General features: G+C 70.5%; 20 protein-coding genes. 5 read left to right on the top strand and 15 right to left on the bottom strand.

What is annotated here, in order from left to right; genetic code table 11:
* The 5 genes from ACFWBT_RS31835 to ACFWBT_RS31815 form a co-directional block, all read right to left on the bottom strand.
* On the bottom strand, positions 1–696 hold a 696-nt coding region (locus ACFWBT_RS31835), incomplete at its 3' end, for a hypothetical protein (protein ID WP_385706449.1).
* A gap of 4 nt (positions 697–700) precedes the next feature.
* Positions 701–1,816: a hypothetical protein gene (locus ACFWBT_RS31830; protein ID WP_385706448.1), complete on the bottom strand. Its 1,116-nt coding sequence runs from the start codon at positions 1,814–1,816 to the stop codon at positions 701–703.
* Positions 1,813–2,820: a WxL protein peptidoglycan domain-containing protein gene (locus ACFWBT_RS31825; protein WP_385706447.1), complete on the bottom strand. Its 1,008-nt coding sequence runs from the start codon at positions 2,818–2,820 to the stop codon at positions 1,813–1,815. Before ACFWBT_RS31825 ends, ACFWBT_RS31830 begins: the two co-directional genes overlap by 4 nt.
* Before the next feature lie 245 nt (positions 2,821–3,065).
* Positions 3,066–3,326, bottom strand: coding sequence for a hypothetical protein (locus ACFWBT_RS31820; RefSeq protein ID WP_385706446.1), 261 nt, complete (start codon positions 3,324–3,326; stop codon positions 3,066–3,068).
* A gap of 77 nt (positions 3,327–3,403) precedes the next feature.
* Positions 3,404–5,008, bottom strand: coding sequence for a class I adenylate-forming enzyme family protein (locus ACFWBT_RS31815; RefSeq protein WP_385706445.1), 1,605 nt, complete (start codon positions 5,006–5,008; stop codon positions 3,404–3,406).
* A gap of 189 nt (positions 5,009–5,197) precedes the next feature.
* Here ACFWBT_RS31815 and ACFWBT_RS31810 point away from each other — a divergent pair, with 189 nt between their 5' ends.
* Entirely contained in the window at positions 5,198–6,127 is a 930-nt protein-coding gene (locus ACFWBT_RS31810; RefSeq protein ID WP_385706444.1) for an alpha/beta hydrolase family protein, read from the top strand.
* A gap of 146 nt (positions 6,128–6,273) precedes the next feature.
* On the opposite strand, the gene ACFWBT_RS31805 is transcribed toward ACFWBT_RS31810, so the two are convergent.
* On the bottom strand, positions 6,274–6,753 hold the full coding sequence (locus ACFWBT_RS31805) for a transposase family protein (RefSeq protein WP_385706443.1): 480 nt from the start codon (positions 6,751–6,753) through the stop codon (positions 6,274–6,276).
* Positions 6,754–6,888: 135 nt separating this feature from the next.
* Complete coding sequence (locus tag ACFWBT_RS31800) at positions 6,889–7,458, bottom strand: hypothetical protein (protein WP_385706442.1); 570 nt, start codon at positions 7,456–7,458, stop codon at positions 6,889–6,891.
* A gap of 260 nt (positions 7,459–7,718) precedes the next feature.
* Here ACFWBT_RS31800 and ACFWBT_RS31795 point away from each other — a divergent pair, with 260 nt between their 5' ends.
* From ACFWBT_RS31795 to ACFWBT_RS31785, 3 genes are all read left to right on the top strand, one after another.
* On the top strand, positions 7,719–8,951 hold the full coding sequence (locus ACFWBT_RS31795) for a PP2C family protein-serine/threonine phosphatase (RefSeq protein WP_385706441.1): 1,233 nt from the start codon (positions 7,719–7,721) through the stop codon (positions 8,949–8,951).
* A 516-nt stretch (positions 8,952–9,467) separates the two neighbouring features.
* On the top strand, positions 9,468–9,725 hold the full coding sequence (locus ACFWBT_RS31790) for a hypothetical protein (RefSeq protein ID WP_385706440.1): 258 nt from the start codon (positions 9,468–9,470) through the stop codon (positions 9,723–9,725).
* Positions 9,722–10,093 (top strand): fic family toxin-antitoxin system, toxin component, encoded by a 372-nt coding sequence (locus tag ACFWBT_RS31785; RefSeq protein ID WP_385706439.1) that lies wholly within the window; start codon positions 9,722–9,724, stop codon positions 10,091–10,093. Before ACFWBT_RS31790 ends, ACFWBT_RS31785 begins: the two co-directional genes overlap by 4 nt.
* A 188-nt stretch (positions 10,094–10,281) precedes the next feature.
* Here the strand turns inward: ACFWBT_RS31785 and ACFWBT_RS31780 are convergent, their stop codons facing one another.
* The 6 genes from ACFWBT_RS31780 to ACFWBT_RS31755 form a co-directional block, all read right to left on the bottom strand.
* Positions 10,282–10,689 carry a hypothetical protein gene (locus ACFWBT_RS31780; RefSeq protein ID WP_385706438.1) on the bottom strand — a complete coding sequence of 136 codons (408 nt, stop codon included), beginning with the start codon at positions 10,687–10,689 and terminating at the stop codon, positions 10,282–10,284.
* Positions 10,690–10,789: 100 nt separating this feature from the next.
* The gene (locus ACFWBT_RS31775; protein WP_385706437.1) at positions 10,790–11,497 is read right to left on the bottom strand and encodes an IS6 family transposase; all 708 of its coding nucleotides are present in this window, start codon (positions 11,495–11,497) and stop codon (positions 10,790–10,792) included.
* A 44-nt stretch (positions 11,498–11,541) separates the two neighbouring features.
* Positions 11,542–12,027 (bottom strand): hypothetical protein, encoded by a 486-nt coding sequence (locus ACFWBT_RS31770; RefSeq protein WP_385706436.1) that lies wholly within the window; start codon positions 12,025–12,027, stop codon positions 11,542–11,544.
* A gap of 62 nt (positions 12,028–12,089) precedes the next feature.
* Positions 12,090–13,826: an MOSC domain-containing protein gene (locus ACFWBT_RS31765; protein WP_385706435.1), complete on the bottom strand. Its 1,737-nt coding sequence runs from the start codon at positions 13,824–13,826 to the stop codon at positions 12,090–12,092.
* A gap of 22 nt (positions 13,827–13,848) precedes the next feature.
* Positions 13,849–14,472, bottom strand: coding sequence for a class F sortase (locus tag ACFWBT_RS31760; RefSeq protein ID WP_385706450.1), 624 nt, complete (start codon positions 14,470–14,472; stop codon positions 13,849–13,851).
* Positions 14,473–14,631: 159 nt separating this feature from the next.
* Complete coding sequence (locus ACFWBT_RS31755; protein WP_385706434.1) at positions 14,632–15,120, bottom strand: sortase; 489 nt, start codon at positions 15,118–15,120, stop codon at positions 14,632–14,634.
* A gap of 525 nt (positions 15,121–15,645) precedes the next feature.
* Here ACFWBT_RS31755 and ACFWBT_RS31750 point away from each other — a divergent pair.
* On the top strand, positions 15,646–16,422 hold the full coding sequence (locus tag ACFWBT_RS31750) for a hypothetical protein (RefSeq protein WP_385706433.1): 777 nt from the start codon (positions 15,646–15,648) through the stop codon (positions 16,420–16,422).
* 154 nt (positions 16,423–16,576) lie between these two features.
* Here ACFWBT_RS31750 and ACFWBT_RS31745 read toward each other — a convergent pair whose 3' ends face one another.
* Together ACFWBT_RS31745 and ACFWBT_RS31740 are read right to left on the bottom strand one after the other, a co-directional pair.
* The gene (locus tag ACFWBT_RS31745) at positions 16,577–17,143 is read right to left on the bottom strand and encodes a hypothetical protein (protein ID WP_385706432.1); all 567 of its coding nucleotides are present in this window, start codon (positions 17,141–17,143) and stop codon (positions 16,577–16,579) included.
* 223 nt (positions 17,144–17,366) lie between these two features.
* Positions 17,367–18,654, bottom strand: a 1,288-nt coding sequence (locus tag ACFWBT_RS31740) for an FG-GAP repeat protein (RefSeq protein WP_385706431.1), incomplete at its 5' end; no start/stop codon positions are given.

The raw sequence follows: 18,654 nt of genomic DNA, 5'->3' as shown, positions 1-18,654 counted from the left end.
GTCCACCGTGGCGCTTCGCGCGGTGGGTCCGGGCGGCGTCCCGTCGGTGCATGACGCGGCCTGGGCGAGGGACGGACATGTCGTGTCGGCGGCTCCGGTCGGGCCGGTGCGGGGCGCGGCGGACACCGCGCCGCTTCCGATGGCCGTACCGGACGAACTGCCGTGCTCCCGGGGCGCGTTGTCCGGGGCCTCGCCCTGTTGGTTCAGCGCGAGCGGGGTCAGCAGGGTCGCCCCCGCCGCTCCGCACACGGCGAGCGCCGCGCCGGGGTGCTCCGCCAGCCACCCCGTGACGGCGCCGGCCGCACCCAGTCCGGCGAGTCCGCTCGCGCACCAGGCGGGCGTGGCACGGAAGAGGCGCAGCCCCGGCGCGCCGAGAAGCGCACCCCCGAGCACGGCCGCGCAGTACACCGGGACCGAGGGCCACAGCCCCGCCGCCGCGTTGAGCAGGCAGGCGAGCAGCGCGCACCGCGCCGCCGTGCGAGGGGTGACGGGCCGCCGCCGGAGAAGCCTGCGGGCGACTGCCGCACCGAGGACGCACAGGAGGGCGGCGGTGAGCAGCACGTAGCGCACCGCGGCACCGGGCATGCCCACGACCGCACCGAGCAGTGGGGCGCCGAGCACCAGACCGCCGGGGAGCAGACCGGCCGCGGCGCCGCTGAGTACGTCGTCGGCCCAGGGCGCACGCGACGGCGTCATGTCCTCACCTCACCTCTTGCGAACGGAAGTTGCGCGGTTCGTCGGACTCCGCCCCGGTGGTGTCCCCGGGCCGGGACGGCAGCGGCGGAGCGAGCAGCCGTACGAGATCGTCCAGGCCCTGGCGGTCGGTCAGTTCCGGTTTTCCCGACGCGTGGCGCAGGAGCGTGTGCAGGGCGATCGTCCGGTCGTCCCCGCTCCCCGCGCGGGCCAGGCACGCACGGAGTCCCGCGAGTTCGACGGCGATCGCTGTCCCGACCCCGTCCGGCGGCGGGACGGCCGCCTCCGCCGGACCTTCCCGGAAGCGGCGGCGGGCCGCGACGCCGATCGCGTAGACCAGGAGCAGAGCCGAGAGCCCGGCGGTCGTGATCAGTCCCCAGGGGTAGACGTCGGTGGCCGAGGAGAACTTGGTGGGCCCGTACGTGCCGCCCACGGAGTACCTGCCGAAGGCGGCGACCGGCAGGGTGACGCGGACGCGGTAGGTGCGGGTGGCGCCCGCGGGCAGGTCTGTGGTCAGCGGGGCCGAGACCGGGATGTCCGCCGTACCGCCCGTACCCCAGGCGACGATCAGCGGGGCCCGGCCCAGAGCGGTCGTCCCGGGATTGCGGACCGTGACCGTGAGCGTCCGGTGCGGGGACGCGCCGAACAGCTCCGCCGGTCCGGGCGAGCCGGAGATGTGCGTACGGATCACGTCGACGCGCGGGGCCGGGTCGAGCGAGGGCAGTGTCGCTTCCCGCTGCCCGTCGAGGTCGACGTCCACCTGGGCGCCGCTCGTGCCGGGCCGGGCCGTCACGCGGATCACGCAGGGGCAGCGGGAGGGCGGCACGCCCGCGACGAGCGCGACCCGGAACGTTCCGTCGGCGGCCACCAGGGCCACCGCGGCGCGCAGCGTGTCGCAGTCGGCGCTGCCCCGTAGCGCGCGGGCGCCGCACACCTCCGCCTGCACGGTGGCGCCCGAAGGCCAGTCGGTACCCGTCACGGTGACCGGCCGTCCCGGCGTCAACCGCGTGGTGCCGACGCCGATCGAGGGCCGCGGGGTGTCCGCTCGGGCAGGTGTGGCGGGCAGCGCGAGGCCGGCCAGGAGCGTCGCCGTGAGCGCGGCCGTGGGAACCAAGCGGCTCATGGTGTGTTCTCCAGCCGGGCACGGCGCCGCCGGCGCACCTGCGAGAGGGCCAGGACCGGCAGCGCCAGTGCGGCCAGCAGCACGGCGAGGGTGGTCCAGGACAGCAGTAGGGAACCGGATTCGGCGGACGCCTCGGGCACGCCCTGTGCGCTGACGCGTACGGAGGCGTGGACGAAGTCCAGTGGGGGAGCGTCGTCCCAGGCGGCGGTGATGACCGTGCTCCGGCCGGGCAGCAGCACCGGCAGCCGGGCGGTCCGGAAGGTCTTGAGGGTACGGCCGAACAGCCCCGTGGCGCGGGGACGGGCGGTCGGCTGGACGACGGTGTTCCCGGTGTTGACGACCGTGTAGCGCACGGTCGCGCGCCCGGAGCGGAACGGCACTCCGGCGGGCCGGTGGGTCAGCCGCACGCCGCGCACCGTCACCCCGGGAGTGAGTGGGCCGGCCACGGCGAGCTGCATGCGCACCGCGATGGCCCGCTGGATGCCGAGGTCGACGCCGTTGTCCTGACCGGCCTGTTCCACCGCGTTGTTGAGCGCGACGATGCCTCCGACGTGGGCGCCCGGCGTCGCGTCCGGAGGCACCGTCACCGTGAAGGGGATCTCCGCGCTGCGACCCGCGGGGATCACCAGGGCGTTGGTGCGCAGCTTCACCCAGCGTCCGATCCCCTGCTGGGCCTGCCCCGCCTCCCGGTAGGCGAGCGCCCCGTCACGCGGCGTGTTGTACGCGTCGGTCCCGTACACCTGGAAGGAGAGGGGGACCTTGGAGAGGTTGCTGATGAGCACCGCGTCCTTGATCTTCGAGCCCGGCGCGGCGTCCAGGGAGAAGACGCCGCGCCGCACCCCGTCGGTGACCGCGCCCGCGGGCCGTACGGACCAGGCGCTCGGCCCGCTCCCGGCCGCCGCCGCGGGCACGGGGCTCACGAGCAGGGTCAGAAGCAGGACGAGCAGGACGCAGGACACCGCCGGGCGGATCGCCCCGGGCGTGCCGCGGCTTCGGATGGGCATGGTGGGTGTGCTCCTGCTCCGGCGGCGGGTGGGCGGGGTGAGTCGAGGTGCCGGGGCCCGGTGTGGGCCACGGCGAGGGGACCGCGAGCGCGGCCGACCGCTGTGAGGGGCGACGGGTGGTCGCGACCGCCGTGGGAGACGACCGGTGCGGCCGACCGCGGTAAGTGACGAACGGGTACGTCGACCGCCGTACGGGACGACGGTCGGCGCCGACTCCCTTGCTCGGCGGCGGTTATGGCGGATCGTCAGGAGAGCGTCAGCCGGAGGACGGCCTCGTAGGCGCCGCTCTGGGTGATGGCCGGTACGTCGAGGGATAGTCCCGCGCCCGCGTCGAAGTGGCCGCCGGTCACGGACGCCGCCGAGTCGAACGCCAGGGACAGGGCGGCCGAACCGTCCTCCTCGTCGCTGCTGAGCCGTCGCTCGCGCACCTCGCCGACGGTGTACGGGAGTTCGGCCGGATGCCAGACGTAGTCGTCCTCGTGGATCAGCTCGACGTGCGGGCGCACCGCGCCACCGCCTTTCGCTTGTCGCCGCGGGGGTTGTCCCCGGGCGGGGGAGGTGTGATTGCCGACGGGAACGGGTGTCACCGGGGAGGAAGGGGAGACGGTTGTTCCGGTGATGGTGTCCGCGGGGCGGCGGGCGCGCGCAGTTCGCGTTTGAGCACCTTGCCCGCGGAGTTGCGCGGCAGCGCCGCCACCGCGCGCACCTGCCGCGGCAGTTTGTAGCCGGCCAGCAACGGCCGCAGGAACAGCGCGAGTTCCTCGGGGCCGACGGGTGCGGCACCGGGCCGCGGAACGACGTACGCCGTGACCACCTCGCCCCAGAGCGGGTCGGGCAGCCCGACCACGGCGCACTGGGCCACGTCCGGATGGGTGAGGGAGGCCTCCTCGACTTCCCGCGGGTAGACGTTGAGTCCGCCCGAGATGATCACGTCCTTCTTGCGGTCGACGATGCGGACGTAGCCCTCCTCGTCCATCGTCGCGACGTCACCGACGCTCAGGAAGCCGTCGGCGGTTCGGCAGGCCGCGCTCGCCTCGGGGTCGTCCAGGTATCCCTTCATCAGGAACGGCGAGTGGCTGAAGAGTTCGCCCGGTTCACCGGCGGCGACCTCGGCGCCGTCGTCGCCGAGGATCCGGAGCCGTGTACGGAACCAGGCCCGGCCCACCGAACCGGCCTTGCGGCGCGCGTCCGGGGGGCGCAGGTTGGTCACCACACCGCCCTCGGTCGACCCGTACAACTCGTGCACACCGCATCCCGGGAAGGTGTCCAGCACCCATTCCTTGAGCGGGACGGGAAGCGCGGCCGCGTTGAAGTACAGGGTGTCCAGGGCCGACAGGTCCCGGCCGCGCGGCCCCGTTCCGCCCAGGTCCCGGATGGCCTGGGCGTGGGTCGGCACCAGGAAGACGGACTGGGCCCGCTCCCGCGAGGCGAGGTCCAGCAGCCGTTCGGGGTCCCATCGGGGCAGCATCACCACCGTCCCGCCGGTGAGCAGGGGAGCGTAGCCGAACAGGAATCCGGCGCCGTGGCTCATGGGGGCCACCGCGACGCTGACGCGTTCCTCGCCCAGGCCCCATTCGTGCGCCGACAGTTCAGCCGTCAACGCGCGTGCCGCGTGGGTGAGGAGCGCGCCCTTGGGCCGCCCCGTCGTCCCCGAGGTGTACTGCACGCAGAACGTGTCGTCCCCGGTGACCGGGATCCGCGGGTCCACGTCGCGGCCCTCCGAGAGGACGTCCTCGTAGGCGCGGCCCGGTCCCGGTCCACCGACGCGCACGAGGACGTCCACCGAGACGGCCGCGGACACCTCCTCGGAGCGGTCGTGCTGCACGACGAGTGCGCGGGCGCCGCTGTGACCGGTGATGAAGGCGATCTCCGGAACCGTCAGGCGCACGCCGACCGGCACCATGGTCAGGCCCGCCTTGCCGAGCGCCGCCGCGATCTCGGGGTATTCGAGCCGGTTGCCGAGCAGCACGGCGACGCGGTCGGCGGGGCGCAGGCCAGCGGCGAGGAGCGAGCCCGCGAGCCGGTTGGAGCGGCTGTGCACGGCGGCGAAGCTCAGGCGCCTGGCGCCGTCCACGACGGCCGTCCGCGCGGGCGTGGCGGCGGCCCAGGAGCGCAGCCCCGCGACCATGCTGGGCGCGGTGCGCCGGTCGTCCGGGACGGACCGCAGATGTGCCGGGAGATCTTCCACTACCTGTCCTCCGAAGGCGTCGGGCGAGCGGGAGTCCCGACCCCTTGATACTCCCCGCGTTTCATTGATGTCAACGCTGTTCCGTCAAGCGAAACAGAAACGGCGAGTGCGGGGAGGCTTGTCATGTACGCGATTTTCTGTTCTGTTGGGGAAACAATGTTTCCTCCCCCACATCGAGAAGGTGAACTCGTGTTCCGTGGACTGTTACGGGCCGTGCCGGCGCTGCTGCTGACCGCAGCGGCCGCCTTCACCGTCGCCCCCGCCTCGGCCGCCGCACCCCTGGCCGCCTCCGCGGCGGACCCCTCGGCGCCCGGTACCCACGCCGTCGCCTACACCGACCTGACCGTGTCGGCGTCCGGCCGTTCGCTCAGCGCGCGGGTCTGGTACCCGGGAACCACCTCCGGCGCCAACGCCCCCGTGGCCGCCGGTACCCACCCCGGCCTCGCCTTCGGGCACGGCTTCTTCCAGGACATCTCCAAGTACGAGACGCTGCTCCGGCACTACGCGTCCTGGGGGTTCATCACCGTCACCCCGAAGTCCCAGAGCGGCCTCTTCCCGAGCCACTCGGGCTTCGCCGACGACCTCAACGCGTCCCTGACCTGGCTGGCCGCCCAGAACACCACGAGCGGCTCCCGCTTCGCCGGCACGGTCGACACGGCCCACCTCGGGGTGTCCGGGCACTCCATGGGAGGCGGCGCCGCGCTGCTGGCCGCGAGCCGCAACACGGCCGTCAGGAGCGTCTCCACCGTGGCGGCCGCGGAGACCAACCCGTCGGCGGTCACGGCATCCGGCACCCTCGGCATCCCCGCCCAGTACGTCGGCGCGAGCCAGGACGGCATCGCCGGTGTCGCCGACAACCAGCAGAAGATGTACGACGCGAAGACCGCCCCCACCCAACTCCGTGTCATCACCGGCGGCTTCCACTGCGGCTTCGTCGACAGCTCGGGGATCGGTTGCGACAGCGGATCGATCACCCGCGCCGTACAGCAGAAGCTCACTCGGGGCGTCACCACCGCCTACCTGCTCTACACCCTGGGCGGCGACACCTCGCTCCACGACCAGGTCTGGGGCTCCGCCGCGCAGAACCTGGCCGGGGTCGTGTACTCCGCCAAGCCCTGACCGACCCCGTGAACAGGGTCTGAACCGCCCCTGGACCCGCACCGCCGGCGGATGTTTCAGCGTCTTCCCCGTCCGGCCCCCGGTGCGGGTCCGCAAAGGGGCCCGCACCGGTGAGGGCCACAAGGAGAGCTACGCGTCGCGCGGTGTCACGATCCGCTGGAAGTCCGTCCTCTCACGGCGGGCATGACCCTGCGTAACAAGGTCATCCTTCCCGCGTCGAAGCCGAGCTGGGCCGCCAGCCGAGAGCCGGCCCGCCCCGCCAAGGCGAGCCCCACTCGCTCCAAGGTGTGGTTGAGTCGAGTAGTGAACCGAGCGTACGGGGCAGCCAGTCGGAAGAACGGTTCGGCGAACGTCCGGCGCGGGCAGTCCGCCGACCCGCAGATGAAGCGCCGGACCGTCAGCCGGATTACAAAGCCCTGCTCAGCGAGCGAAAGGTCCTTCAGCCTGCGCTGGTAACGGTCGTGGACTCGGTCCGAGAAGCGGCCGCAGTCCGGACACGTCGCCGCGACCGCGCGGCCTCTCGCCACCACCTCGACCGTGCCGAACGCGGCCGCAACGGCCTCGACCTCCACCTCGTCGATCCCGTCGAACACCAGCGAGTCCCAGAACGATGCATCGATCTGCATGACCAGCAGCATCACCGTCCACAGCCGACCAGAGCAGCGAACGGGACACATCTGATGGAGCGTCACTTCTGGCTGTCAGACGCCAAGGCGTACGCCGTCTCGCACGAGCCAGTCCCTCGCAATCGAGCATCGAGGTCACCCTCCGCGACGGCTCCCCAAGATCCGTGCCAGAACCCGCAACTCGTGAACAAAGCCATAGGTCCCGGATACCCGCTTCGTGACGATGCCCTCGATCCCGGCCGGCGCCCATTCCCACATCCACGACAGCGCCTCATCCCGGTCCAGCGTCATGGGACACCGCGTCCAGGGCGGCATGAGCCCTTGATCGACGAAGAGTGCCTCCAGCCGGGCCCGGCGATCACGGTAGGGGAGTCGGGCCACATCCCCGTCCCCACCGTCGACGCGTAGGAGATCGAAAGCGACGTAGTGGGCTGGACTGGAACGGACCTCAGCAGCCACGGACTCTGGACGCCGGTTGAGGCGGCGCAACAGTCGTTCGAAAGCCAGGCGGCCGTCGTGCCAGATCACGATCTCGCCGTCCAGGATGACCGGTGGCAGGTCGCGGGCTGCAGCAGCGAGCTCTGGGAATCCGGGATTCAGGAGAGTCCCCTGCCGTGAACGGATCTCCACAGCGCCCTCCGGGTTCCGGCTGAGGATTGCCCGGAACCCGTCGTTCTCCAGCCTTTGCCATGTCTCATGAGCCATGGACCCCTTGATATGGACCGGAGCACCTGTGAGCGTCTCGGCTTTGCTGCCCAGCAGCGGGGCAGAGGCGGCCACCCCTTCGTCGAGTTCGCGACTGGAGCATTCGCGACGGCCGCGTCAGCGAGTGGACGCCAGGAAACAAACTCACTTCCGTGAACACATAACGCAATGATCTGCACTTATTGTTACTTTTCATGTGTTGACGCTCGCCGTGGTGATTCTCTTGCTGGTAGGCGGGGCGGGCGGAAGGAGCTGCGGTCGTGAGTGGTGGGCAGAGTGGACTTCCCCGGTTGCTGACGGCAGCGGAGACAGCGGCGCCGGTGGAGGCGGTGGACGTGATCGCGGAGGACCTGCGGCGGCGTTTCGAGGCCACGAAGGTCTCATTCCTCATCGTCGACCTGACGGGCAAGGCGGTGGCACGGCTGTCGACCGCCCCGGCAGACGGGCGCGAGGCGGAGCGGATCCCTTTGTTCGGCAGTGTCTACGAGGAGGTGATCCGTACCCAGCGGCTGTATCAGGAGGCGACCGGTCAGGGTCAGCGGGTGATCGTGCCGGTCACCAACCGGGGGGATGCGATCGGGCTGCTGGAACTGCTCCTGCCTGCCGCCCCCGGCGAGGACATCCTTGCTGAGGTCGGGGAAGCCGCCCACGTCCTGGCCTACATCGTGATCGCCAACGGGCGTTTCACTGATTTCTACACCTGGGGGAAACGCTCCAGGCCGCCCACCCTCGCGGCAGAGATCCAGTACCAGCTGCTCCCCCTGTCACTGTCGTGCGAGGCCGCGCAGTTCACCCTGTGCGGGAGCCTGGAGCCATCCGAAAACCTCAGCGGCGACACCTTCGACTACACCCTGGACCGGGACGCGCTGCACGTGTCGGTGACCGATCCCATGGGCCACGACATCGACGCCGCCCTCGCCGCCACGGTCCTGGTGAGTGCCCTGCGCGGCGCCCGCCGCGCCGGAGCCGACCTGGCCGAACAGGCCCACCGCGCCGACCAGGCCCTGGTCGAGCACGGCCAAGGGCACGCCACGGGGCAACTGCTGCGCATCAATCTCCGCACCGGGCGGGCCCAGCTCGTCAACGCGGGACACCCCTGGCCACTGCGCATGCGCGAGGGCGCTGTGGAGGTGATCACCTGCGAGGTGGACCATCCCTTCGGGCTGTCCGAGTTCGCGACCCTCCCCTACCGCGTTCAGGACCTCGATCTGCGCCATGGTGACCGTCTGCTCATGTTCACCGACGGCATGGTCGAACGGCACGGGGAGCAGGTCGACCTGCCCGCCCTGCTGGAGCGCACCCGGGGCCTGCACCCGCGGGAGACCGCGTTGATGCTGACGTCCGCAGTCCGTGACGCTGCCGGCGGCCGGCTCGAAGACGATGCCACCGTGATGTGCCTGGACTGGCACGGCCCCCAGGAGACTCAACGACACGTCAGCTCCGGCGCGGACGCCCAACAAGCCTCAGCCGGCCGCACAAAGCAGCAGCCGTGACGCTCTCCTGGACAGTGCCGGGCTGCCGCTGAGTGGCACGCCTCGCGCCTCTTCCTGGAAGCCCGACTTGCCGCCCTTCCCCGGCCGCTGCGGGCGGACCCGAATGAGACATCACGAGGTGTCTGGAGAACCGTCCCATTTAGCTTCATAGGCGATGGGGCCCGTTGGGAGGTCTTCGACGGCTTTGGCCAGCATTGCCTCAGGCAGTCGCCATTCCATGGGCTCAGCGCTACCACCAAGGACGTGGCGTTCAACCGTCACAAGGCTTCAGCCGACCCCAGGATCCGCTGGTTCCGTCCACGTATGGACGAGTGTGGATCTCCTCTGCCTCCTTTCGCCCCCGACGAGCACGCGCGCGCCGAAAGGCTGCGCATGGCTGTGTCCGTGTCCCGTCGATGAACTCGGAGACGGGCTGGTCCTTCATGGCCAGGGGCGCTCCGCGGGCTCGGGGCGCCGTCCTCACGTCGTCATACTCGTCCCCGCCCACGCGTGCTACCACCCTGCTACCATGTGAATGTGAACACCGCGAAGAGGCAGACGCAGGTCCGGCTGGAAGAGGGCGTGCTCGCGGCCGGCAAGGCCGCCGCAGCCGCCCGTCGGCTGGACTTCAACCGGTACGTGGAGCGGCTCATCATCGAGGACACCACCGGCGTCCGCGCCGCTGGCATGACGGCCGCCCAGCGGTTCATCGATGAGCACGGCACGTTCCTCGACGATCTGGAGCAGCAGCTCGATGCTCCGTACGCCGATCCGCAGGCGGGCGCCGCCGCGTGATCGTGCACGTCGACGAATCCTGGATCCTCGAGGTGGCGGACCGGGCCGGGCACCGCGACCCTGCCCCCGACGACTACGGCGTGCCCATCGCCGCCGTCGCCCGCCACCGGGGCGAACTCCTCGACTCACCCGTCTACGACGGCGCCTACGCCCGCGCGGCTGCCCTGGTGCACAACCTCGGCCGCTGCCGCTGGCTGGAGCGTTCCAACCTCACCGTCGCCTGCGCCGTCGCCGTCATGTACCTCGAGGCCAGCAATATTCCCGTGAACCCCACACGTGAACAGCTCACCGCACTCGCCCACGAGCTGAACAACCCGCGCTGCACTGCCGCCCGGATCGCCTCCTTCCTGCGGACCTGGAAACCCTGAGCCCAGGGAGTCGTCTTGCAGTCGTGGGCCTGAGCAGGTCACTCCGCCGGATTCGATGCGCTGCGGCATGCCGCAGCGACGTGGAGGAATTCGGGCACGCCCTGGGCGATGGCGTAGGGCTGGAACCGGGGAGCAGCGCTGCGAGTAGTTCGGTGACGTCCTTCTCCAGGAGGCCAGCAGGGCGTCATTTAGGGTCGGCGACGTGCCTTTACCCCAGTGCCGCCAGCGCTCGGAGCAGCAGCTGGCCTGGGGGGACGTCCTCCAGGCCCGTGACGGCTTCCCTTTTCGTCGCCGGTCGCTTGTTCTGCAAGTTGCTTGAGGTGGGCACGCTTGGCATCCAGGGCCCCGGCCTTCGCAGCAATCTGGGCCGCCCAGGCCGCCAATTCCACCGCCAGTTCCGTGATCGGCTTGCCGGTGTGGAGGTTGCTCTCGCGGTAGTGGGCATGGACGCCGTAACCGCGGCCGGCACCGCAGGCAAGTTCCATATACGAGTCCGCGATCCCCATCATCGCCCCGCCGAGACCGCTCTCCTCCCCGTCGAGTTCCTCGCGCATTTTGGTCACCGCGTCTTCGGCATTGCTCCCAGCTTCACTCATACCTTCATGCTTCCACCAGGCGCTGTCACGTTGTTGGGTGTGTGGGTGCCTGATGGTGTGGTGGGGTCCGGGTGCCGGCCTGTGGTCGGGCCGTGGTGGGTCAGCTGGCAGCGCCGGTGATCTGGTTCCAGATGGCGAAGCGGATGGTCATTTCGGCTCGGTGTTGGGATGCGGTCATCAGGTGGCGGTGGGGTCGGAAGTGGGGTGAGATGCCGCTGAATGCGGACAGGAACCGCTGGGCCGCGCCGACGGAGCGGAAGCCCTTCATTGCGTGTTCGCGTTGTCTCGTCGGCTGGTGGGAGTTCTCGGCCCGGTTGTTCAGGCCCTTGTGGGAGCGGTGCTCGACGGAGGGCATGACTTCGCGGTGGGCGGCGCCGTAGGAGCGGAGCTTGTCGGTGACGATCACCCGCGGCACCGCGCGCGTCTTCTTCATCAGGCGGCGGAAGAAGCGCCGGGCGGCGGCCTTGTCCCGCCGGTTCTGTACGAGGATGTCGAGCACGTTGCCGTCCTGGTCGACGGCCCGCCACAGATACTTCTGCTCGCCGTTGATCTTGATGAAGACCTCGTCCAAGTGCCATTTGTCACCGGGCCAGGGCCAGGGCCGGCGGCGCAGTCCGTTCGCGTAGGCCTGGCCGAACTTGGCGCACCAGCGGCGGATCGTTTCGTAGGAGACGATCACGCCGCGCTGGAGCATCAGCTCCTCGACCTCGCGGAAGCTGAGCGGGAACCGGAAGTACAGCCACACGCAGTGGGAGATCACCTCGACCGGGTACCGATGCCCCCTGTACGACGGCGACACACTCTCCACGGACGATCCCCCCAGCATGACCAACCCGAAGATCATCCCACCCATCAGCCAACGTGACAGCGCCCTCGCCCGTGCTGGGTCCGGCGCCGCCAGATCGGCACCAGCTGACGGTGCAGCGTGCGGGCCTCCGCCTTCAGCGGGCTCAGGGCGGTGGCCGGCAGGAACCCGTCGGTCAGCAGCGGGGCGCACCAGTCGCCCAGCAGCGCGGTGGTCAGGGCCTGGTTCCAGCGGTCGCTGCGCGGCAGCACCAGCGAATGAGCCGCGAGAGGCTCGACCCAGTCGGTGGCAATCTCGGAGCGCCGCACGGGCATGGAACCGCTGACGACCGAACGAACGGTGCAAGCATGCATCAACTCCGCATGGGCGTAGCGGACGGACGGCACGGAGCGCTCCACTGCACGTTCCTTGGGCACAATGCTCCTGCGCAGGCCGTCGGCGGCCTCGACCACCATGACCTCCTGCCCCGGGGAGAGTGCGAGGCATGCGGGGTCACCGAGGCTGGGTGCCTGGACGGTGAGGGCCTCGCCCATTCGGGATGTCCTCGCCCGCCATGCTCTTCTGGCCGACGGGTGTGGTCAGGGCCGGCGCCGCCCTACATGTCGAGGACGACATCGGAGCCGGGACGGGCACAGCAGATCAGCGCCTGTCCCGCGGCGGGCTTCTCCAGCGGGGGCGAGGTGTAAGCGATCTCGCCGGACAGGAGCGGTGTGACGCAGGTGTGGCACACACCGGTCCGGCAGCTCCAGCGGACCGGAACGTCGCATGCCTCGGCGAGTTCGAGCAGGCTGTGTCGCCCGTCGGGGAACGGGGTGGAGATGCCGCTGCGGGCGAAGGTCACCACCGGGCCGGTCCCGGGCGGACCGGGCGGTCGATGCGGCCGCAGACCGCTCCGCCCTGTCAGACCGGGGGTGATGGAGGGCAGCGCGCCGAACAGCTCGGAATGGACGGCATCAGGCTCGACCCCGGCCGTGGTGAGCGCGTCTTCGATGTCGGCCATGAAAGAGGCAGGCCCGCAGACGTAGGCGGTCGCGTCCGCCGGGACACCGAGAGCGAGCAAGCTGTCCTTGGTGAGGCGCCCTGGCCTGGCGTTGTCGCGGCTGTACTCACCGGGCGCGGCGGCGCTGTAGAACACATGCTCGCAGGAGTGCGGCAGCGCGGTGAGGAGGCTGCGCACCTCTGCGGCCAGAGGGTGTTCCCGCGGGCCGCGGGCACCGTGGATCCACCAGACCTCGCGGCCGTCGTGCGAAGCCGCAAGCTCGTGCAGCATGGCCAGCACCGGAGTCAGGCCGATGCTGGCGGAGATGAGGAGAACCGGCCCGGTGCCCTCCTGGAGGACGAAGTCGCCTCGGGGCGCCGCCGCGTCGAGCATCGCGCCCGGCCGCAGCTTCGCCGTGAGATACGCGCTGACGGCGCCGTGCGGTTCATGTTTGACGCTGATCCGGTAGCGGCCACTGTCGGGCGCCGAGGACAGCGAGTAGCTGCGCACCGGGGCAGGTTGTCCGGCTCCGGGCACGCGCAGTGTCAGGTACTGGCCCGCACGGGCGGGAGGGAGCCGGGACCCGTCCGGGGCGACGAGGTGGATGGAGGAGACGGTGGCGCTTTCGGGAATCACCTCAGCCACGCGCAGCGCCCTGAAGCCGTCCCAGGCCGATGCCCCGCCACCTGCGGCGGCAGCTCCCGAACCCTCCGCGGCCTCGAGCAATGCGTGGAACGAGCCCTGCCATCCGGGACTCAGAGCAGGGATGCTCACCGCCAGACGCAGCTTCTCGGGGTCCCGGTCGGGGAGGTAGAGCAGTGCGTCGGTGTCGGCCACGCTCAGCCTGCCGGGCCCGGACCCGGTCTTGATGATCTCGTCGCCGGCCTGGATGTGCCCTTCCCGCAGGACGCGCATATAGAAGCCGGGACGGTGATGGCTGACCAGCAGGGCAGGCAGTTCGGGTTCACCGAAGCGCAGACCCACGCGGTAACAGGTGACCCGTGGCTGGGTCACCTCGAACTCGGCCTCGCCGATGCGGTACCGGTCACCGATGCACACCTCGTCGTCCGAAAGGCCGTCGACGGTGAGGTTCTCCCCGAACCGACCGTGCTCGAGGTCGTCGCGTCCGAAGTGCTGCCTCCAGTGCCGGTACGACTCCATCTGGTAGACCAGCACGGCCCGCTGCTCGCCGCCGTGGCCGGCCGTGTCGCCCTGCCCGTCGCCGTCGATGTTGAGTCGTCGCACCATCACCGGTCCGTGCACCGGGTACTTCCACACACCGGTGAAGACGGTCCGGCCCTGCCACGGCACATTCTTCGGCAGACCGACGTTCACCGAAAGCAATGACGGCATCTGGCGCCCCTTCCCGAACCGTTCACCTGACCGGGCCGTTCGGCTGTTTCACCCCGGTGAGCGTCGCGTAGACCACGACGTTGCCCTGGTATCCGGCGTCGTCGACGCGGCCGCCGCAGGTGATCACCCGTAGTTCGGGCAGGTCGGAGCTGCCGTAGACCCGTTCGGTGGGGAATCTGTCCTTGTCGTAGGCCTCCACGGCGTCGACGGTGAAGACCGCCGTGCGGCCGTCCGCCCGGCCGATCTCGATCGTGGCGCCCTTGGTGAGGGCGCCGAGTTCGTAGAAGACGCCGGGGCTGCCGGTGCGGGTGTCCACATGCCCCGTCATCAGGGCTGTGCCGGACGAACCCGGCGCCGGGCCCCCGCCGTACCAGCCGGCCAGGCCGGGGCTGTCCGCGGGCGGGGGCTGAAGCGCCCCCGCCCTGTCGAGGCCCAGTCTTGTCGTCGGGGCGTTCACATCGATGGCGGGGATGCGAACCCGGACGGGCTGCGCGGGGGGCAGCGGCTGGACGGCGGGGCGTGCCGCCGAAGCGGTGGGGCCGCCTGCGGCGGTGGAGAAGGCCTGGTCGGCCGTGGGCTGAGGCGGCTGCCCGTGAAGGAACCCGTTGATCAACAACAGGCAGCCCGTCGCGAAGGCCACGACCAGAAGCGCGACCGGGGGGACGAGTGTGCGTGGGCGCGCGCTGGACTTGTGCCGGGGTTCCGTCACGGTTGAGCCTCTTGCCTGCAGCAGGGTGGGGTTCATTCCCGCGAACCTGGGGGCGCATGCGATGCCTGGCCGGCCGAGGTGGCGGGAGCGGGGCGGTCAGGTGCGGTCGGCGAGCGTGCGGCGGCGCATCCTGACCAGCGATCCGGCGGCGGCCGCAGCGAGCAGCGCACCGCCCAGGGCGACTTGCGTGTCGGTGTCCTTGACGTCTCCGAAGCCGGCTTCGACAGCGCCGTTCGGCTGGCGGCTGGCGATCTCGTAGGTATCCGTGATCTTGATCCGTGGAGGGCACTTCACGGTGATGGTGTCGGTGCCGGACGCGCCCCCTGCGGGGATCTGGAACTCGCCGGTGAGCTCGCCCTTGCGCTTGCCCGCGAAGAGGTGGAACTTCCCGCCGACCTCCGATTCGCCCTTGCCGTAGGTTTCCGCGCCGCAGGCCGTGGTGGTGACGGTGACGGTGGAGCCCGGTGAGGCAGTGCCCGCGTTGATGCGGAGTTGTGAGTCACGGGCGTCGGCGGAGGCTGGACTCCCCAGAGCCAGGACACCGATGATCAGGCCGATACCAACGCCAACGTGTGTGTTTCGCAAGGGAATCCTCCATCAAAGCTGTGGCCGACGAGTTGTCGCGGTGCCCGTGTGGTGCTCCATCGACGAGAAAACCGACACTCCGTCAGGCCCGCAACAGGAGGCATCGCGGGTCCGTCACCCGGGCAGGTGCAGTGACCGCCTTCGCGACAGCGTTTCCGCAGGTGGTGGCCGCGGGGACCGGCGCAGCGGATGTCGTGGCCGAGGGGTGCGGATGGGCGAACGACCGTCGTCCCCGAGTGCTTCCCGGCACGCGGTCGTAGGCGCGGGAGAGCCGTGATGCCCACTCAGTTGCCGCCTGTGTCACGGAGGAAGAGGATCTGCGCGAACGTCCCTCCTGCGCGGCTCGACGACATCACCGACGAGGACTTCGAGCGCTGCCCCTGCGCGGCGTGGCTCCGTGGCAGTCCGCTCCCGACCCGAGCCGGCCCTCCGGAGCCGGCGGGGGGATCTTGGCCTTGTAGCCTTTGCGCGCTGAAGTTGCGTCCGCGGTCACAGGCCGCGGGCGCGGAGTTCCAGGGGAGGGACATGCGCAAGGAAGCGCTGTGGTCGGCCGCGGCCGGAGTAGTAGCCCTGGCCGTGATGGTGGCGCCCGCCGCCCACGCCGAGGGGAGGGGTGATGTCCGGGTCGTCAAGACCGTCGTCGACGGCGGTACGAACGTGATCGTGGGCACCTCGAAGGTGGTGAAGTTCCCGATCGCGATCACCGTCAAGGACAACGCCGGCGTCAAGGGACTCACCGATGTGAGCACCTTCAACCGGTCGAACGGTTATGGGTTCGCCGACTGGACCGGCTCGACGTGCGTGAAACAGAGTGCCACGACGTCGGTGTGCACCGCGACGATGACGATCGACCCGGGCTGGATCGCGGACAGCGACGACATCGACAGCAACAAGGTCGCCGGAGTCTGGCAGGTCAATGCCACGGTGAAGGCGCAGGACGGTGACTACTGGATCTCCGACAACATCGCCCAGTACAAAGTGAAGCGTGCCGCCACACTCACGACGGACGCCCCGCCGGAGCCGGTCGTCAAGGGCGCCAAGCTCACGGTGAAGGGCAAGTTGAGCCGTGCGAACTGGGAAGACCGTAAATACCACGGCTTCTCGGGCCAGGAGGTCAAGCTCCAGTTCAAGAAGGCCGGGTCGTCCTCGTACAGCACGGTCAAAACAGTGAGGACGAGCAGCACGGGTGGACTGAGTACTACGGTCACCGCGACCGCGGCGGGATCCTGGCGCTGGTACTTCCCCGGCACGACCACGACCATGCAGGTCGTGTCCGCCGGGGACAACGTGTCCTTGTCCTAGCAGTTCGAGCTGTAGCAGCCTGCGAGGCGATGTGGCGGGGTCGCACACAACCGCGCCACATCGTCCTTTCACGGCCCGGGCTCGGCCGGGACACGCCCCGCGCCGCTGCTCGACACGTCCGCCGAGGGCTGCGCCGAGCCGTCTCGCGGCTGTCTCACCAGGTGTGGGCGACGTCGACCACCAGTCGGTCGGAGAGCTGCGACACCCGGAACGGCAACCGGGCCCGGACGCCGAGCCCCACCTGCGTGACTCCTTCGAAGCTGGCCCCGAACTTCGCGTCCCGGAAGGTTCGGTAGCCGGTCAGGTCGACACCCGGAAGCGGTCGCCCGCCCCGGCCCGGGTACGTCGCGGAGTGAGTCTCCAGGTCGTAGGCGGGGGCGGACACCATGATCTCGATGATCGCCCCGCCGGAGATCGGGATGCGCACGCCGGTCGGGTCCTGGTAGAAGGCGTCGACGTAGTGCACGGTGTACCCGATCGGCACGGTGCCCGCCGTGGGTACGTCGAAGACCATGCGGTCGTAGCAGTCGTGCGCGCCGGTCCTGATGTCGGTCAGCGAACCGATGTCGGCGTCCGCCGCGGTCTTCGGGAGGCTGCCCCATCCGGTCGGGCAGGCGACAGCCGTCGTGGCCGCGCTCGCCGTCGTGGGCGCCGCCACTCCCACGCCCACACCGGCCATCGTCAGGGCGGCCAGCACCGCCCCGTATCGTCTTGTACGCATCGCTTTCCCCTTGCTTGCGGCTCTCAGTTCCTGCCATGTCAGACATGCCGGTCACGGGTTTGGTTGTACGAGGTGCTCTGGAATCGTCCTGAAGCCCGCGCGCCCGTCGAGGCGTCGCGTCCGCGCCCCTGCCCGCAGACTCCCTGACCGCCCTCAAATGGCTTACGGAACTGAGCAGTTGCGACGAAGAGCGATGAACTCCCAGCTCTCCCTGCGGATTCCGCTACTCGTCGATCGCCGCGCCGAACTGCCCGTCGGCCACCGGCGCACCGAGGCTCGCCCCGTCGTAGGTCCACGAACCGTTGGAGATCAGCCCCGACGACGAGGCGGGAACGACCCATACGAAGCCGTCGCCGGTGTTCTCACCCGGCGCCGCCGCCAGCAGGCCGAACAGACCGTCCTTGTCGGCGTCGATCAGCCGCACCTGGCCGCCCCAGTGGTCCGAGCGCTCCGCCGCGCCGGGAACGCCGGCGGAGTTCTGGTCGAAGCTGCGTGCCCCGGTCGCCGTCAGCCCGCCCGGTGCGCCGCGCAGCGTCCAGACCGCACCCGCGTCGGACACGGAGCCCACGTCCTCCCCGGGCGCGCCGATGGCGAGGTCCGGGCGGCCGTCGCCGTCGGTGTCACCGGATGACAGCTCGGCGCCCCACCGGTCGCCGGCCTCGGCCGTACCGGGGACGCCGGGGGAGTCCTGCGTCCACTTCTGGGCCGGGGCCGGGTCGAGGCCGGAGAGGTCGCCCTGGCCCAGGTAGACGGAGACCGATCCACCGACGGGCGAGCCGACGGCCGTGTCCCCGATGGCCAGGTCGTCCTGGCCGTCGTGGTTGAAGTCGCTGGAGACTACCGCGGGACCGCCCTCGAACGCGCCGCCGTCCCCCAGTGCCTCGACGCTGGGCGCACCGTGGAGCACCTGGGTGGCGCCGACGCCCGGCTGGTCACCGGTGGTCACACCGGAGATCGCCAGGTCGGCCCATGAGTCCTCGTTGTAGTTCCCGTGGCTGAGGCTCCGGAAGGCGAAGCCGCCGGTCTCGAGCGGGCTCACGTCCCGAGCCCGGACATCCGCGTCCACCGCCGTCAGATGCCGAGCCGCCACCTCCGGCGCGGCGGTGAAGAACAGCAGCGTGTCGTTCTCCAGGAGGGCGATGCTGTCGCGCAGGTTGGCGTCCGGGGCCGCCGGGTCCGGTGCGAAGTAACGGGCCGCTTCGACGGCCAGACCGAAGTTCGCGCCGGCCCGCGGCCGGTCGGGGTTCTGCAGCCAGGTGCTGTCGTTCCCGTGCAGCCCGCTCGGCGAGCCCCAGAAGACGACGGCGCCGCCCGCGTCGGACAGGTCGGCCAGGTCTTCGCCGGGGATGCCGACGATCGCGTCGTCGTAGCCGTCGTTGTCCAGGTCGCCGGAGGCCACGGCGCTGCCGAAGCCGTCGCCGGCCTCGGCGGCGCCCGGGACGCCCGAAGTGTTCTGGTGAAGGACGCTCTTCCTGGAAGTGCTGAGGCCGCTTGACGAGCTGTACTGCACC

Source organism: Streptomyces sp. NPDC060027 (assembly GCF_042737005.1).
In the GTDB taxonomy this organism is placed as follows: domain Bacteria; phylum Actinomycetota; class Actinomycetes; order Streptomycetales; family Streptomycetaceae; genus Streptomyces.
Note: the sequence above shows the minus strand (reverse complement) of the source record. Positions and strands in the feature narration are given on the sequence as shown.